This window comes from Spirillospora sp. NPDC052242 (assembly GCF_040679555.1).
Classification (GTDB): domain Bacteria; phylum Actinomycetota; class Actinomycetes; order Streptosporangiales; family Streptosporangiaceae; genus Spirillospora.
On sequence record NZ_JBFAUZ010000036.1, the window covers coordinates 66,035 to 82,463 of the forward strand.

Here is a 16,429-nt window from a genome sequence, read left to right on the forward strand (position 1 = left end):
GCGATCAGTGGACGGTGTACGCGCGGATGATCGTCTGGTCGATCGCGCTGCCGCCCGCGTCCTCTGCGGCGACGCGCAGGGAGACGGAGCGGCCCTTCGCGGCGGACGGGAGCGGAGCGCTGAACTCGCCGCCGCCGAGGGACGTCACCTCGGCGGGCTCCCACGTCTCGCCGTCGTCGGTGGACGTCCAGAAGCGGAGCCCGGTGACCTTCGCCTTCTCCGCGCCCGCCATGCGCGCCACCGTGAAGACGGCGGGTTCACCGGTCGGGCGGTTCATCAGGTCGAAGTTCAGGTCGTAGTCGACGAGGAGGAGCGGCAGCCGGGCCTCCTCGTGCCCGCGCGGGGCGGCCGAGCGGAACGTCCAGGACGTCGACGTGCGCGTCGACACCGGGAGGATCGCCGACGCGTCGTTCTCGTACGTCAGCTTGTACTCCGTGTCGTCCGACGGGACGGTGAACTCACCGTACGGCGTGTCCGTCTCGCCGAGCTTCTCGTTCCCCGCGAACAGCGTCATGTGCCCCTTGACCGGGTGCATCCCGCAGTCGAAGGCGTCCGGGCGGGTCTGCAGGTCGACGAGCGCGACGCGCAGGTTCCCGCGCGTCCGGGTCGCGGGGTAGCGGGCGCAGGCGCTCGGCGAGACGCCGGTGCCGGAGTACGGGCCGGGTCGCAGCGGCTGGCGGCCCCACTCGCGGGTGACCTGCTCGCCCGGCTCGAGCGCGGTGAGCGTGCCCTGGTCGATCCACGTCTCTTCACCGAACCGGACACCGCCGTAGCTCATCCAGAGCCAGCCGTCGGGGGCCATCACGTGGTCGGTCCGGGTCGTTCCGGGACGGGCTGCGCCGCCGGCCTCGAACGACAGCAGGCCCTCGGGGCTCATCCCGTAGCGCTTCTCGATCATGGCCCGGTCGGTCTCGCCGTTGAACGCGGCGAACCGCTGCTCGACGCGGGCCGCCTTCGCCAGGTCGGCGGCGGTGACGACGCGCTTCGGGTCCGCGGGGATGCGGCCGCCCAGGTCGTGCACGATGTCGTAGGCGGCGCCGGGCGCCGTCAGCCGGTGCTGGGTGGACGCCCTGAACGTCCCCGACTGCACGCCCTCCATCGGCTGCACGTAGACGGGCGCCGCGGCGGGGTCGAACGCGTACACGGAGTAGTACCAGAGCCCGTCCCCGGCGTCCCGGACCATGTCGGCGGACGCCACCGCCGTCTCGGTCTCCACGCCCTCGACGCTCGCGCCGATCTGGACGGCCGCGGCGCCGTCGAGCGTCACGGTCGTGTCGCGGTCGACGACCACCTCCGGGTCGCCGGTGAGGGCCGAGCGCCAGTCGTCGTAGTCGTCCACGGTGCCGAGGACGGCGTAGCGGCCTTCGGGGACGCGGAGTTCCGACCCGTTCTCGGCGTACTCGGCGAACACCGAGTGGTCGTCGAGGTCGACCACGGTGGCGGTGACGCCGAAGTTCGCGGGGTCGGTGCCGGGCAGCGGCGTGGCCTGCACTTTGAGGGTGTGCGTCGGGGGCTCGACGTAGAAGGTCACGGGCGTCGTGAGCGTGGTGCCGCCGCCCTCGGCCGTGACCACGGCGGTGTAGCGGCCGGGACGGTCGGCGAGCTTGGACGCGTCGACGGTCAGCGGCGCCGTCGCGGTGCCGCCCGCCGGGACGGCGACCCGGGACGCGACGGTGGCGACGCCGTCCGTGGCGCGGCCCTTCCGGTCGGTCACCTCGACGCTCAGCCGGAGGTGGGCGGGACGGCCGGTGTTCGACGTCCAGCCGAGCTTCGTCGACAGCGCGCCGTGGTCCGGGTACTTCGCGGTGCCGAGGTGGACGACGCTCTGCGCGGTGTGGACGCGCTCGCGTGCGGCCTCGCCGACGTCGAGCCGTCCGGCGCCGAGCTCGTACACGTCCCCGCCGGTGGCGGGGTCGGTGGTGCCGACGAGGGCGGCCTTGAGCCGGGCGGGGTCCCAGTCGGGGTGCCGCGCGGCGAGCAGCGCCGCGGCGCCCGCGACGTGCGGCGCGGCCATCGAGGTGCCGGACATCTTCGTGTAGTTCGCGTCGATCGGGGTGCCCTCCGAGGTGCCCGCGGCGCGGGCGGCCACGATGTCGACGCCGGGCGCGACGATCTCCGGTTTGGCGGTGTCGCCGACCGGGCCGCGGCTGGAGAACTCGGCGAGCGCGTCGGCGGCGTCGACCGCGCCGACCGTCAGCGCCTTCTCGGCGCTGCCCGGTGCGCCGACCGTCTCGAACTGCGGGTCGTTGCCGGCCGCGACGACGAACAGGGTGCCGTGCTCGGCGGTGAGGTCGTTCAGCGCGAGCGACACGGGGTCGGTGCCGTCGGTGGGGGCGCCGCCGAGGCTCATGTTGACGACGTCGGCGCGGGCGGCGGCCCACTCCATCCCGGCGATGACGGCGGAGTCGCTGCCGAAGCCGTCGTCGCCGAGCACCTTGCCGATCACCAGGCTCGCGCCGGGCGCGACGCCCGTGCGCTCGCCGGACGACGCGGCGCCCGTCCCGGCGACCGTCGCGGCGACGTGCGTCCCGTGGCCGAGGCGGTCGGCGGCGTCGGGGGCCTCGGAGAAGTTCTTCGTCTCCGCGATGCGGCCCGCGAGGTCGGGGTGCCCGGCGTCCACGCCGGAGTCCAGGACCGCGACCTTCGCGCCCTCGCCCGTGTGGCCGGTTCGCCAGGCGGCCGGTGCGCCGATCTGGCGCAGGTTCCGGTCGAGGCGGTGGGCATCGGGGGCCGCGAAGGCCGTCGGGGCCGTCGGGGCGAAGTTCGCCTTGACCCGGCCGTCCAGCCAGACGTGCCGGATGCCGCCGGTGGACTTCGCCGACGGCCCGTTCATGCGGGCGAGCGCGTCGCCGAGCCCGCGGGCGTCCTTCTTGGACTGCCGGACGGCGACGGCGCCGATGCTCGGCAGCTCCTTCGTGGTGTCGAGCGTGCCGCCGAGGGCGGACAGGGCGCGCGGGCCGCCGATCCGCCGGACGATCAGCGGCAGGTCGTCGCTGCGGGCGTCGTCGTAGCCCTGCTCGATCAGGGCGGTGACGTCGAACAGCTCGGGGTCGAGGACGCGGCCGACGAGCCCCGCGACGTCGGTCGGGGTGACGACGACGTGCCCGTCCGGCCGGATCTCCTTGCGGAACGACCGCTTCTCGCGGCCGGGCGCGGGCGTCACCGAGACGAGCGGCGGCTTGCCCGTGACCGTCCGGACCGTGACGACGTCGCCGGTCAGCAGCGTGACCTTCCAGGACTTCCCGGAGGCCGGGCCGCCGCCGGCGGGCGCCGCGGGCGCGGCGGGCGGTGCGGCGGGCGGTGCGGCGTTCGCGGGGGCGGGCAGGGCGGTCAGCGCGCCCGCGGCGAGCAGGGAGCCGAGCAGTGCCCGGCTCCGGCGTTGGTGGGTCATCGATCTCCTCTGGCGGATCCGTCTCCCTCTCTCTGCCGGAGGGGGCATCCGCATTCACCCCAGAGGTCCCGTAGGTCCCGGATTTCTTACATGCGAGGGAACTGGAATAGGCGGCTCATACGTCCTGTTGTAGAGAGCGTCAGCAAAGTTGAGTCGGGGCGACTCAAGTGATTTGACAACGTGGAGCCGCCCAGGCAACCTTGCGAACTGGAGACCCAACCGGCCGCACCCTGCCGCTGACGACCAGCGGTTCGCGACCGGGTGCGAAATCACCGGACGAACGACGGAGGACGAGAACATGGCACGTGCGGTCGGCATCGACCTCGGGACGACCAACTCGGTCGTCGCGATCCTGGAGGGCGGCGAGCCCACCGTCATCGCCAACGCGGAGGGGTCGCGGACCACGCCGTCCGTCGTCGCCTTCGCCAAGAACGGCGAGGTCCTGGTCGGCGAGGTCGCCAAGCGCCAGGCGGTGACCAACGTCGACCGGACGATCCGGTCGGTCAAGCGCGAGATGGGCACCGACTGGAAGACCAAGATCGACGACAAGGACTTCAACCCGCAGCAGATCAGCGCGTTCGTGCTGCAGAAGCTCAAGCGGGACGCCGAGGCCTACCTGGGCGAGTCCGTCACCGACGCGGTCATCACCGTTCCGGCGTACTTCTCCGACCACCAGCGCCAGGCCACCAAGGAGGCCGGCCAGATCGCGGGACTGAACGTCCTGCGGATCATCAACGAGCCGACGTCCGCGGCGCTGGCCTACCACCTGGAGAAGGAGAACGAGGCCACCATCCTGGTGTTCGACCTCGGCGGCGGCACGTTCGACGTGTCCCTGCTGGAGGTCGGCGACGGGGTCGTCGAGGTCAAGGCCACCAGCGGCGACAACCACCTCGGCGGCGACGACTGGGACCAGGCGGTCGTGAACTGGCTGGTCGAGAAGTTCAAGAACGCCAACGGCGTCGACCTGTCCAAGGACAAGATGGCGCTGCAGCGGCTCCGCGAGGCCGCGGAGAAGGCGAAGATCGAGCTGTCCGGCTCGTCCGAGACGCAGATCAACCTGCCCTACATCACCGCCTCGGCGGAGGGCCCGCTCCACCTGGACGAGAAGCTCACCCGGGCCGAGTTCCAGCGGATGACCTCCGACCTGCTCGACCGGACCAAGGCGCCGTTCAACTCGGTGCTGAAGGACGCGAACATCACGGTGAGCGACATCGACCAGGTCGTCCTGGTCGGCGGCTCCACCCGGATGCCCGCGGTGTCCGACCTGGTCAAGGAGCTGACCGGCAAGGAGCCGAACAAGGGCGTCAACCCCGACGAGGTCGTCGCGATCGGCGCCAGCCTCCAGGCGGGCGTGCTGAAGGGCGAGGTGAAGGACGTCCTGCTGCTGGACGTCACCCCGCTGAGCCTCGGCATCGAGACCAAGGGCGGCATCTTCACCAAGATCATCGAGCGGAACACGACGATCCCGACCAAGCGCTCGGAGACGTTCACGACCGCCGACGACAACCAGCCGTCCGTGGAGATCCAGGTCTACCAGGGCGAGCGCGAGATCGCCGCGTACAACAAGAAGCTCGGCACCTTCCAGCTGACCGGCCTGCCGCCGGCGCCGCGCGGCGTCCCGCAGATCGAGGTCACCTTCGACATCGACGCGAACGGCATCGTGAACGTCAGCGCGAAGGACCAGGGCACCGGCAAGGAGCAGTCGATGGTCATCACGGGCGGCAGCGCGCTGCCCAAGGACGACATCGAGCAGATGGTCCGCGACGCCGAGCAGTACGCGGAGGAGGACCGCCGCCGCAAGGAGGAGGCCGAGGTCCGCAACCAGGCCGACACCCTCGCGTACTCGACCGAGAAGTTCCTGCGGGAGAACGACGAGAAGGTCCCCGCGGAGCTGAAGACCGAGGTCGAGGAGGCCGTCGCCGAGGTCAAGAAGGCGCTCGAAGGCACCGACGTCGACGCCATCAAGGGCTCGACGGAGAAGCTCGCGCAGGTCAGCCAGAAGATGGGCGCCGCGATGTACGCCCAGAACCCCGAGGGCGCCCAGGCGGGCGCGCAGGACGCGGGCCCGACGGCCGACGCCCAGGACGGCCAGGACGACGAGGTCGTCGACGCCGAGATCATCGACGACGACAAGCCGAAGGGTGACGCATCGTGAGCCCCTCTCCCGACGAGGGCGAGGAGAAGGAGGGACCGGTGATCCGCGACAAGCGGCGCATCGACCCCGAGACGGGGAAAGTCCGGGAGCAGGCGGGCAAGAAGGACGAGCCCGCCGCCCCGGCGGCCCCCGCCGCGGACGCGTCCGGCGGCGGGGCGGCCGGCGACGGGGAGGCCGCGGCGCTGCAGGAGCAGCTGGACGAGCGGCTGGACGACCTGCGGCGGCTGAAGGCCGAGTACGACAACTACCGCAAGCGCGTCGAGCGCGACCGGGTCGCGGTCCGCGAGCAGGCGCTCGGGCAGGTGCTGGCGGAGCTGCTGCCGGTGCTGGACGACATCGGCCGCGCCCGCGACCACGAGGAGCTGACCGGCGGGTTCAAGTCCGTCGGGGAGGCCCTCGAGGCGGTCACCGGGAAGCTCGGGCTGGAGAAGTACGGGGAGAAGGGCGAGCCCTTCGACCCGACGGTGCACGAGGCGCTCATGCACTCCTACTCGGCGGACGTCACCGAGACGAGCGTCATGGACGTCCTGCAGCCCGGCTACCGGATCGGCGAGCGGATCTTGCGCCCGGCGCGGGTCGCGGTGGCCGAGCCCGACCCGAACGCGGGCGGCGACGCCGGCGCCGTTGAGGGCGCCGCCGACGCGGCCGGCGCGGCGAACGAGTCGTCGGACGGGGCGGACGGCTCCGGCAAGTCCGACGAGTGACGCACGGACGGCCCGTCCCGTCCCCGCGCGGGGCGGGACGGGCCGGACGCCGGGCGGCAGACTGGACGTAGGCAAGTGGGCATAGCAGAGAGCGGGGCGCCGTGAGCACCAAGGACTACCTGGAGAAGGACTACTACAAGGTCCTCGGTGTCTCGAAGACCGCGTCGCAGGAGGAGATCAAGAAGTCCTACCGGAAGCTGGCCCGCAAGTACCACCCGGACGCGAACCGGGGGGACGCCGACGCCGAGGACCGCTTCAAGGAGGTCTCCGAGGCCTACGACGTCCTCTCCGACGAGAAGCGCCGCAAGGAGTACGACTCCGTGCGGTCCATGCCGGGCGGTTTCCGCGGGCAGCAGGGCGGCGGCTTCCCGTTCGACTTCGGCGACATCTTCGGGCAGACCGGGGGCGCCGGGACGCAGACCGGCGGGGCCGGGGAGCGCATCGGCGACCTGTTCGGCGGGCTGTTCAACCGGGGCGGTGGCGGCGGCGGCACCCGCACCACCGGCACGCGGCGGGCCCGGCGCGGCGCCGACGTCGAGACGGACGTGACGCTGACGTTCGGCCGCGCGATGAACGGCGTGACCGTCCCGATCAAGCTGACGAGCGAGGCGGCGTGCGGGAGCTGCCGCGGCACGGGCGCGAAGGCGGGGACCGTCCCGCGGGTGTGCCCGAGCTGCGAGGGCACCGGGCACGAGACCCGCAACCTCGGCAACTTCGGGTTCCAGGAGCCGTGCAAGGAGTGCCGGGGCCGCGGCCTCGTCGTCGACGACCCGTGCCCGACCTGCCACGGCAGCGGGCGCGCCACCGGCACCCGGACGATCCAGGCGCGCGTCCCCGCGGGCGTCGCCGACGGGCAGAAGATCCGGCTGAAGGGCAAGGGCGCGCCGGGCGAGAACGGCGGCCCGAACGGCGACCTGTACGTGAACATCAAGGTGAAGCCGCACGCGGTGTTCGGCCGCAGCGGCGACAACCTGACGCTGTCGGTGCCGGTGACGTTCCCGGAGGCGGCGCTCGGCGGCGAGATCCGGGTGCCGACGTTCCAGGGGCAGCCGGTGACGCTGAAACTCCCCGAGGGCACCCCGAACGGGCGCACGTTCCGCGTCCGGGGCCGCGGCGCGACCCGGCGGGACGGCACCAAGGGCGACCTGCTCGTCACCGTCGACGTGCAGGTGCCGGCGAAACTGGACGACCAGACGCGGGAAGCGCTGGCCAAGCTGCGGGACGCGGGCGGCGGCGACGAGCTGCGCGCCGACCTGATCAAGCAGGCCAGACAGGAGTGATCATGGATCCGTTCGGTGACGACACACCGGTCTACGTGATCTCCGTGGCGGCGCAGCTCTCCGGCCTGCACCCGCAGACGCTGCGGACGTACGACCGGATGGGGCTGGTGTCCCCGGGCCGGACGGCGGGCCGGGGCCGCCGCTACTCGATGCGCGACATCGTGCTGCTCCGCGAGATCCAGCGGCTCTCCCAGGAGGAGGGCATCAACCTGTCGGGCATCAAGCACATCCTGGAGCTGCAGCGCGACAACGCGCGGCTCCGCGAGGAGCTCGCCAAGGCGCACGCCGCCCTGGACGAGCTCGCGAACGAACTCGAATCGACCCGTGCGGTCGCGGCGCGGCTGGCGCAGCAGCGGCGGCACGGCGACCCGGGCGCGCCCGGTTCCGACCTGGTGCCGATCCGGCGCACCAGCGTCGTGGTCTGGCAGCAGCGGCCCGAGCGCGACTAGGCCGCCGAACAGGGCTCTGAGGGACGCAGGGGGAGCGGATCATGGATGACAAGCTGACGCAGAAGAGCCAGGAGGCCGTGTCGGTCGCGATCCGCCGGGCGGCCGCCGAGGGGAACCCCGAGGTGCAGCCGCAGCACCTGCTGGTGGCGCTGATCTCGCTGCAGGACGGCACGGCGGTGCCGCTGCTCGAGGCCGTCGGGGCCGACTGGCAGGCGATCCGGCGGCGCGCCGAAGAGCAGCTCGCCGCGCAGCCGAAGGCCGCCGGTTCGACCGTCTCGGCGCCGCGGCTGTCCGCGCAGCTGCACCGCGCCATCACCACGGCGGGCGCGCGCGCACGGCAGCTGGAGGACGAGTACGTCTCGACCGAGCACCTCCTCGTGGGGCTCGCGGCGGACGGCGGCCCCGCCGCCGGGCTGCTGAAGGAGGCGGGCGCGACGCCGGACGCGCTGCTCGACGCGTTCGGGAAGGTGCGCGGGCACGCCCGCGTCACCAGCGAGAACCCCGAGGCCACGTACCAGTCGCTGGAGAAGTACGGCGTCGACCTGACCGCCGCCGCCCGGGACGGGCGCCTCGACCCGGTGATCGGGCGCGACGCGGAGATCCGCCGGGTCGTCCAGGTCCTGTCGCGGCGCACGAAGAACAACCCGGTGCTGATCGGCGAGCCGGGCGTCGGCAAGACCGCCGTCGTCGAGGGCCTCGCGCAGCGGATCGTCGCCGGGGACGTCCCCGAGTCGCTGCGCGGCAAGACCCTCGTCTCCCTGGACCTCGGCGCGATGGTCGCGGGCGCGAAGTACCGCGGCGAGTTCGAGGAGCGGCTGAAGGCCGTGCTGAACGAGATCAAGGAGAGCGAGGGGCGGATCGTCACGTTCATCGACGAGCTGCACACCGTCGTGGGGGCGGGCGCCGCCGAGGGCGCGATGGACGCCGGCAACATGCTGAAGCCGATGCTGGCGCGCGGCGAGCTCCGCATGATCGGCGCGACGACGCTGGACGAGTACCGCGAGCGCATCGAGAAGGACCCGGCCCTCGAACGCCGCTTCCAGCAGGTGTTCGTCGGGGAGCCGTCCGTCGAGGACACCGTCGCGATCCTGCGCGGGCTGAAGGGCCGGTACGAGGCGCACCACAAGGTGCAGATCAACGACTCGGCGCTGGTGTCGGCGGCGACACTGTCCGACCGGTACATCACCTCCCGGTTCCTGCCGGACAAGGCGATCGACCTCGTGGACGAGGCCGCGTCCCGGCTCCGCATGGAGATCGACTCCCGGCCGGTCGAGATCGACGAGCTGCAGCGCGCCGTCGACCGGCTGCGGATGGAGGAGCTGAACCTGTCGAAGGAGACCGACGAGGCGTCCCGGCAGCGGCTCGACCGGCTCCGCAAGGACCTCGCCGACAAGCAGGAGCAGCTGTCCGGCCTGAACGCCCGCTGGGAGCGGGAGAAGGCCGGGCTGAACCGGGTCGGCGAGATCAAGGAGCGCATCGACCAGCTCCGCGGCGAGGCCGAGCGGGCGCAGCGCGACGGCGACCTGGAGACGTCCTCCCGGCTCACCTACGGCGAGATCCCCGAGCTGGAGAAGCAGCTCGAGGAGGCGTCCGAGGCCGCCGACGACACGAACGCGATGGTCAAGGAGGAGGTCGGGCCGGACGACGTCGCCGACGTCGTCGCGTCCTGGACCGGCATCCCCGCCGGGCGCCTCCTGGAGGGCGAGACCGCCAAGCTGCTCCGCATGGAGGACGAGCTGGGCCGCCGGCTGATCGGGCAGTCCGCGGCCGTCCGGACCGTGTCGGACGCCGTGCGGCGCGCCCGCGCGGGCATCAGCGACCCCGACCGGCCGACCGGCTCGTTCCTGTTCCTCGGCCCGACCGGCGTCGGCAAGACCGAGCTGGCGAAGGCGCTCGCGGAGTTCCTGTTCGACGACGAGCGCGCCATCACCCGCATCGACATGAGCGAGTACGGCGAGAAGCACAGCGTCGCCCGGCTCGTCGGCGCCCCGCCCGGATACGTCGGGTACGAGGAGGGCGGCCAGCTCACCGAGGCCGTCCGCCGCCGCCCCTACTCGGCCGTCCTGCTGGACGAGGTCGAGAAGGCCCACCCGGAGGTGTTCGACGTCCTCCTGCAGGTGCTGGACGACGGGCGGCTGACGGACGGGCAGGGCCGCACGGTCGACTTCCGCAACACGATCCTGATCCTGACCTCGAACATCGGGTCGCAGTTCCTCGTCGACCCGACGCTCGAGAACGGCGCGAAGCGCGAGGCCGTCTGGAACGCCGTCCGGAACTCGTTCAAGCCCGAGTTCCTGAACCGGCTCGACGACGTCATCCTGTTCGACGCCCTCTCGACGGCCGAGCTCACCCGGATCGTGGACCTGCAGGTCGACAGGCTCGCCGAGCGGCTCGCCGAGCGGCAGCTCACGCTGACCGTGACCGAGGCGGCCCGCGAGTGGCTCGCGCTGACCGGCTACGACCCGCTGTACGGGGCGCGGCCGCTGCGCCGGCTCGTCCAGACGGCGATCGGCGACCAGCTGGCCCGCGAGCTGCTGGCCGGGGACGTCCGCGACGGCGACGAGGTCGTGGTCGACCTGGACGAGGCGGCCGACCGGCTCACCGTGGAGCCCGCGCGCGGGCTGACGCTCACGAAGTAGCGCGGCGCCTCCCGGGCCAGCCCCCGGGGTCAGATCTCGAGGTTCTGCTCGATGTCCTTGAGCCGGTGCCGGGCCAGCGCCAGGTTGGCCCGGCCCCGGTCGAGGACCATGTACATGAACAGGCCCTTGCCCTTGCGGCCCGTCACCGGCCGGATGATGTGGTACTGCGTGGAGATGCTGATGAGGATGTCCTCGATCTCCTCCTGGATGCCGAGCTGCTCCATCGTCCGCAGCTTCGCCCGCACCACCTCGGTGTTGCCCGCCGCGGCGACCGTCAGGTCGAACGTGTTGGAGCTGCCGAGGTGGCCGAGCGCCATCCCGCTGCCGTAGTCGACCACCGCGACGCCGAGCGCGCCGTCGATCGACATCATCTCTTTGAGGGTCGTGTCCAGATTCGGCATGTGCCTCCCCTTCCATTCGGGTTCTCTGCGTGTGCGTACTGCTTGCTCGGGTTCCGGGTCATCTCTTCGTGGCGGCGAGGAGGGCCGCGACGGCGCGCGCCACCGGACGCGCCTCCAGATGGAGCCGGCCGACATTCACGTCCCCTTCCGCGAGCACCGTGAGCGACGCGGCCGGCCCGGCCGCGTACGTCACCACGTATCCGGCGCCGCGCACGACGACCTCCCGGAACCCGCCGCCGTGCGCGGTGTCCACGACCCGGTTCGCCAGCCCGAGCTGCGACGCCGTGACCGCCGCCATGGACGCCGGCTCGATCGTCGGCGGCAGGTCGTGCGCGATCAGCAGGCCGTCCACGGACGCGACGAGGCTCCCGGTGAGCCCCGGAATTTTCCGCAGGCCGAGCAGTTCGGCCTGCACCTCCGCCTCCAGCACTCCGGCTCCCGTCACAGTTCGACCAGCGCGGCGCGGAGCCGCTCCAGCAGTTGGTGGTCGGCGGGCGCCCAGCCGTCCCGGGGCATCCCGCCGTCGAACAGGTCGCGGGACGGCTCGCGGGACGGCTCGCGCCGCTCGGCGGGCGCGCCCGGCCGGACGGCCCGCACCAGCGACGCCGCCGCGAGCCCCCGCACGGACAGCAGGCAGCCGAACACCGTCCGTCCGAGGTCGCGGGCGAGTTCGGCGGGGGTGCGGCGGCCGTCCGCGTTGAGCAGGATCTCCGCCTGCAGCCCGGTGAGGAACACCCGCTGCCGGCGCACCCGCCGCACCGGGACGACCGGTGCCGCGTCGACGTCGGCCGAGGGCCACTCGGCGTCCAGCAGGTCGCGCCGCCGGCGCAGCTCGCAGGCGAGCGTCGCCGCGGTCACCGGGCGGGCCGCGCCCCGCGAAACCGGCCCCTCGGTGAACCGCGGCGCGCCCTCCACGCCGAGCAGGAAGCACGCCGCGTCGAACAGTGCGATCGGCTCCGCCCAGTCCCCCGCCGTGTAGCGGCATTCGGCGTGGACGACCGCGCCGTCGGCGACCTCGAACGATCCAACGTCGCCGACGCGCAGGACGCCGCTGCGCCCGTCCCGTTCCAGTCCGTGCAGGGCGCGCAGCACCTCGCCCGCCCCGTTCGGCGCTGTCACCGGACCGCCATTTCCCGCACGAGCCCCTGCATCCGGAGACGCGCCAGGGCCAGATTCCCCTTTTCGCGGTCGACCACCAAATGGACGAACAGGTGCCCGTCGAGATCGGGACCGGTGAGGGCCAGGAGGTGATATCCGGCGGACCCGCACACGATGATCTCCTCGACGTCGTCGCCGTCCGGGGTGGCGCTGAGCGCCGCGGAGCCGAGCACCGCACGCACCACGTCGGTGGCCCCGGCGGCGTCCTCGTGCTGGTCGACGCGGTCGTCCCGGCCGGCCGAGGCCACGGCCAGCCCGCTCGCGCAGTCCACCAGAGTCACCCGCTGCGCCCCGGGAATCGCCATCATCCGCGCAAGGCAGTCATCGATGCGCAAGGCCCATTCCCCCACGAATGAGAGTTGCAGGAGACTGCACCTTACCCACAAGTCGCCGCATGACAGGCGCAAAATCTCAAATAGCAATCAAGGTCGTGAAGCGGGGCATAAATACCACCCAGTATCGAAACCGCTCAGGCCCCTTGACCGCCGATTCGGGCCCTTTGACAGAGACCGAAAACCTGGCCGTATTTCGGATGCGGCCGCGCCTCCCTCAGCGGGGGCCGAACCAGCGGCGGGCGGCCGCGCCGAGTTCGTCCAGTTCCGCCCGGTCCGGGCGCGGGGACGACGACGCCCACGCGACGTAGGAGTCGGGACGGACGAGCACCGCCGCGGGCCCGGCCGCGTCCGGTTCGGCGCGGACGGCGTCGACCCGGTCGCGCAGGCCCGCGAGCGCCGCGGACGGGGCGCCGTCCTCGGTGCGGTCGACCAGCAGCGGGCGCCCGCTGCGGGCGAGCTCCGCGAACCGGGTGCCGCCGAGGTCCATGTCGGGGGCGCAGTACCCGACGAGCGGGTGCGGATCGCGCAGCCCCATGTCGTACCGGACGTCCGTGCCCGCGATCAGGTCGGCCACCCGCCGGACCGCGCCCGGATCGGCGAGCAGCTCGCCGAACAGCTCGCGCAGGCCCGTGACGTCGCCGCCCGGCGCCAGCAGCGCCCCGGTCGCCCGCGCGTACATGTCGACGCGCCGCGCGGCGGGCCGCCGCTCCGCGTCGTAGGTGTCGAGCAGCCCCGCGGGGGCGTCGCCGCGGACGTCCGCCGCGAGCTTCCACCCGAGGTTGAGCGCGTCCTGCATGCCGAGGTTGAGGCCCTGCCCGCCCGCCGGGTCCACGTGCGCCGCGTCGCCGAGCAGGAACACCCGCCCGTCCCGGAACCGCTCCGCCCGCCGGTTGCTGCCGCCGCTCAGCCGCCGCAGCGCATGCGGCCCCGGGCCGTCCGGCGGGCCGATCGGCACGTCGGCGCCGAGCACCCGGCGGACGCTGCCGCGCAGCTCGTCCAGCGTCATCGGCCCCTCGCCCGGCCGGTCCCACTCCATGGTGGCGATCGTCGGCGGCCGTCCCGGGAGCGGCGCGAACGAGAACCCGCCGTGCTCGGTGCGCTCCCCGAGGAACGGCCGGACGAGCCCGTATCCGGGGACGTCGAGCCCGCCCGTCGCCGCGTCGATCCACCCGTCCGGCACGGTCACCTCGCCCCACCTGCGGGTGATGCGGTCGTGGCTCACGCCCGGGAAGCCGATGCCGCACAGCTTGCGGGTGGTGCTGTGCCCGCCGTCCGCCCCCACCAGGTACCGGGCGGCGAGCCGGTACGTCCCGTCCGGGGCCTCCACGTCGGCGAACACCGCGTCGCCGTCTTGCTCCAGCCCCGCGAGCCGGTGCCCGTACCGGACGTCCGCGCCCAGCTCGGCGGCCCGCTCGGCGAGGACCCGGACGAGCCGCGGCTGCGGCACCGGCAGGGTGTGCACGGGGCTCTGGTCGAGGACGCCGAGGTTCAACGGCAGCGCGGCGAACATGTAGAACGGCGCGGGTTCCGGCCGCGCCCTCCCGGCGAGCCGCTCGTAGAGGCCGCGCCGGTCGACCATCCGCACGACCTGCCCGACGAGGCCGTTCGCCTTGGCCTCGCCGTCCGGTCCGGGCGCCCGTTCGAGGACGATCGGCCGGAGCCCGGCGAGCCCGAGCTCGCAGGCCAGCATGAGGCCGTTGGGTCCGGCTCCGACGATGACGACGTCCGTGTCCATGTGCGTTCCTTCCGTCACGGGGTGGGCAGGCCGGCCGCGAGCCGTTCGAGGGCCTCCCGCAGGACCGGGCCCGCGGGGACCGGCCGCTCGCCGCGCAGGGAGTGCGCGACGGCCGCGCCGACCGCGGCGCCGAGCACCGCCGCCGCGAGCCCCGGGTAGAGGTCGCGGCCGGGATCGGTGCCCGTGCGCTCGGCGATCGCGGCGGCCAGCTCCGCCTCGGCCGCCGCGTGCGCCTTCGCCAGCTCCCCCGCCAGCGCCGGTTCGGTGAGCATCAGCCTGACGCCGTCCGCCCGCCGCCGCGCGTCCGCACCGTCCGGGACGTCCGCGCGGTCCGGGACGTCCGCGCGGGGGGCGAACTGCTCCTGGACGGCCGCGGCGACGGCGTCCCACAGGGGTTCGTCCGCCGGGCGCGCGCGCAGGCCGTCCGCGATGCGGCGCATGCGGTCGACGTGCCGGGCGGCGACCGCCTCGGCCTTGCCCGAGAAGTAGTTGCGGAACGTGCGGACGGACACGTTCGCCGCCGCCGCGATGTCCTCGATCGTCACCGCGCTCCACCCGCGCTCGACGATCAACCCGATCGCCGCCGCGCTCAGCGCGTCCCGCGTCTCCCGCTTCTTCCGCTCCCGCAGGCCCGCCGCCGGGGAGCCGTCGTCGTCCGTGACCATGCGGAGCACCCTAGCCGAACTTGCCGATCAGGTAAATATGCCGAGTCGGCAAGTTTGTCAGTGGCTCCAGGAGCGGAACTCGCCTGACCGCCAGGTCAGAGCAAAGCCGCGAGGCGGGCGGCCCGGCGCGGCCCGGCGTCCGGACGGTCGCGGACGCGCAGCAGCCAGTAGCGACGACGTCGGAGACGTCGAGATCGTGGGTGGCGCCGGGGTCAGCAGTGCTCGCCGGCCAGGGTGCAGTGGTCGGGGGAGGACGCGTCGCCGGCGGCCTGGAAGGTCACGGTGGCGCTGCCGCCGGGCGGGAGGACGCCCAGGCGCGCGACGACGTTCCCGCCGGACCACTCGCTCGGCGCGCCCCACGCGGACGTGATGTGCACCCCGCGGCCGTAGCCGAACACCAGGTCGCCCGCGTCCACGGGACGTCCGCCGTGGTTGGTGACGGTGACGGCGCCGATGAAGTTCGACTCCCAGTCGCCCCGGGTGCTGTAGTCGGCACGGAGGCGGGAGCCCCAGCGGCCGCCGTCCCGGTCGTCGCGGTCGTCCCGTCCGCGCCAGCGCCAGCGCCAGCGGTCGTCGTCGTCCCCGTCCGGGGTCGCGGAGGCCCGTGCGGTCGGCGTGCGCGTGGGGGACGTGGACGGCGTGGGGGACGGCGCGGCGTCCGAGGCGACCGGGTCGCTCGGCCGCTCCGAGGGACCGGACGGCTCCGGGGGCGCGGCGACGGCGCAGTTCGGCGCGCATCCGGCGGCGCGGGGCTCGGGCGGGGACTCGTTGAGCAGCGCCCAGCCGACGAGGGAGCCGCCGACCAGGACGAACGCGACGACGGCGGCGGTCAGCAGGCGGCCGCGCCCGGCCGGGGGCGGCTTCTCCGGCGAACGGTGCCGTCCCGGCGCACGGCCCGGGCCGTCCCGCCGCTCCATCACGATCTTCCCCGCATGACTCGCGATCCAACCAGAAAGACCCGCTTCGCGCACGAGCCCCTCGCGCCCCCCGGGTACCGTGATGCCCGGCCGATCACTTTGGGGGACGAGATGCACATCGTCGTGGACGATCTCACCGGGCCGGAGATCGCCGAGTTCCTGGAGGGGCACGTCCGGGAAATGCGGTCGATCACGCCCCCGGAGAGCAAGCACGCCCTCGATATCGACGCTCTCCGTAAACCGGGCGTCACTTTCTGGTCGGTCCTGGACGCCCAGGTCATCGTGGGGTGCGGGGCGCTGGCGCGGCTGGACGACGAGCACGCGGAACTGAAGTCGATGCGAACCGAGGCGGCGCGGAAACGGAGCGGAGTCGCGTCGTTGCTGCTGTCGCACATCATCGGCGAGGCCGCGCGGATGGGATTCGGCCGGGTGAGTCTCGAGACCGGTTCGGCTCCGTTCTTCGAGCCCGCGAGAAAGCTTTACGAGAAGTTCGGGTTCGACTACTGCGAGCCATTCGGGAACTACCGTCCCGATCCGCACAGCGTCTTCATGACGAAGTCCCTCGCGCGGGCCTGAGGTCCGGTTCGTAGGCTGGGGCGT

At 73.2% G+C, this 16,429-nt stretch carries 14 protein-coding genes; 6 read left to right on the forward strand and 8 right to left on the reverse strand.

Annotated features, from left to right (window positions below; all coding sequences use genetic code 11):
- Positions 1-4 precede the first annotated feature (4 nt).
- The gene (locus AB0L25_RS27275; protein WP_500175549.1) at positions 5-3,391 is read right to left on the reverse strand and encodes a S8 family serine peptidase; all 3,387 of its coding nucleotides are present in this window, start codon (positions 3,389-3,391) and stop codon (positions 5-7) included.
- Between the two features lie 298 nt (positions 3,392-3,689).
- On the opposite strand from AB0L25_RS27275, the gene dnaK reads away from it, so the two are divergent.
- The 5 genes from dnaK (at position 3,690) to clpB (ending at position 10,618) form a co-directional block, all read left to right on the forward strand.
- On the forward strand, positions 3,690-5,546 hold the full coding sequence (gene dnaK / locus AB0L25_RS27280) for a molecular chaperone DnaK (RefSeq protein ID WP_500175550.1): 1,857 nt from the start codon (positions 3,690-3,692) through the stop codon (positions 5,544-5,546).
- The gene (gene grpE / locus AB0L25_RS27285) at positions 5,540-6,250 is read left to right on the forward strand and encodes a nucleotide exchange factor GrpE (protein WP_500175584.1); all 711 of its coding nucleotides are present in this window, start codon (positions 5,540-5,542) and stop codon (positions 6,248-6,250) included. The genes dnaK and grpE overlap by 7 nt, the downstream gene beginning before the upstream one ends.
- A 101-nt stretch (positions 6,251-6,351) precedes the next feature.
- Complete coding sequence (gene dnaJ, locus AB0L25_RS27290) at positions 6,352-7,530, forward strand: molecular chaperone DnaJ (RefSeq protein ID WP_500175551.1); 1,179 nt, start codon at positions 6,352-6,354, stop codon at positions 7,528-7,530.
- A gap of 2 nt (positions 7,531-7,532) precedes the next feature.
- A complete protein-coding gene (locus AB0L25_RS27295; protein WP_500175552.1) occupies positions 7,533-7,979 on the forward strand; it encodes a heat shock protein transcriptional repressor HspR in 447 nt (148 codons plus the stop codon).
- A 41-nt stretch (positions 7,980-8,020) separates the two neighbouring features.
- On the forward strand, positions 8,021-10,618 hold the full coding sequence (gene clpB / locus AB0L25_RS27300; RefSeq protein ID WP_500175553.1) for an ATP-dependent chaperone ClpB: 2,598 nt from the start codon (positions 8,021-8,023) through the stop codon (positions 10,616-10,618).
- A gap of 29 nt (positions 10,619-10,647) precedes the next feature.
- Here the strand turns inward: clpB and AB0L25_RS27305 are convergent, their stop codons facing one another.
- The 7 genes from AB0L25_RS27305 to AB0L25_RS27335 all read right to left on the reverse strand — a co-directional run bounded on the left by AB0L25_RS27305 (position 10,648) and on the right by AB0L25_RS27335 (position 15,829).
- A complete protein-coding gene (locus tag AB0L25_RS27305) occupies positions 10,648-11,019 on the reverse strand; it encodes a hypothetical protein (RefSeq protein ID WP_500175554.1) in 372 nt (123 codons plus the stop codon).
- A 58-nt stretch (positions 11,020-11,077) separates the two neighbouring features.
- On the reverse strand, positions 11,078-11,464 hold the full coding sequence (locus AB0L25_RS27310) for a roadblock/LC7 domain-containing protein (protein ID WP_500175555.1): 387 nt from the start codon (positions 11,462-11,464) through the stop codon (positions 11,078-11,080).
- Complete coding sequence (locus tag AB0L25_RS27315) at positions 11,461-12,138, reverse strand: hypothetical protein (RefSeq protein WP_500175556.1); 678 nt, start codon at positions 12,136-12,138, stop codon at positions 11,461-11,463. The genes AB0L25_RS27310 and AB0L25_RS27315 overlap by 4 nt, the downstream gene beginning before the upstream one ends.
- Positions 12,135-12,512, reverse strand: a complete 378-nt coding sequence (locus tag AB0L25_RS27320; RefSeq protein WP_500175557.1) for a roadblock/LC7 domain-containing protein — start codon at positions 12,510-12,512, stop codon at positions 12,135-12,137. The genes AB0L25_RS27315 and AB0L25_RS27320 overlap by 4 nt, the downstream gene beginning before the upstream one ends.
- A gap of 214 nt (positions 12,513-12,726) precedes the next feature.
- Positions 12,727-14,247 (reverse strand): FAD-dependent monooxygenase, encoded by a 1,521-nt coding sequence (locus AB0L25_RS27325; protein WP_500175558.1) that lies wholly within the window; start codon positions 14,245-14,247, stop codon positions 12,727-12,729.
- Positions 14,248-14,261: 14 nt separating this feature from the next.
- Complete coding sequence (locus AB0L25_RS27330; RefSeq protein WP_500175559.1) at positions 14,262-14,912, reverse strand: TetR/AcrR family transcriptional regulator; 651 nt, start codon at positions 14,910-14,912, stop codon at positions 14,262-14,264.
- Positions 14,913-15,124: 212 nt separating this feature from the next.
- Positions 15,125-15,829, reverse strand: a complete 705-nt coding sequence (locus AB0L25_RS27335) for a cellulose binding domain-containing protein (RefSeq protein ID WP_500175560.1) — start codon at positions 15,827-15,829, stop codon at positions 15,125-15,127.
- A gap of 111 nt (positions 15,830-15,940) precedes the next feature.
- Here AB0L25_RS27335 and AB0L25_RS27340 point away from each other — a divergent pair, with 111 nt between their 5' ends.
- A complete protein-coding gene (locus AB0L25_RS27340; protein ID WP_500175561.1) occupies positions 15,941-16,405 on the forward strand; it encodes a GNAT family N-acetyltransferase in 465 nt (154 codons plus the stop codon).
- Positions 16,406-16,429 lie beyond the last annotated feature (24 nt).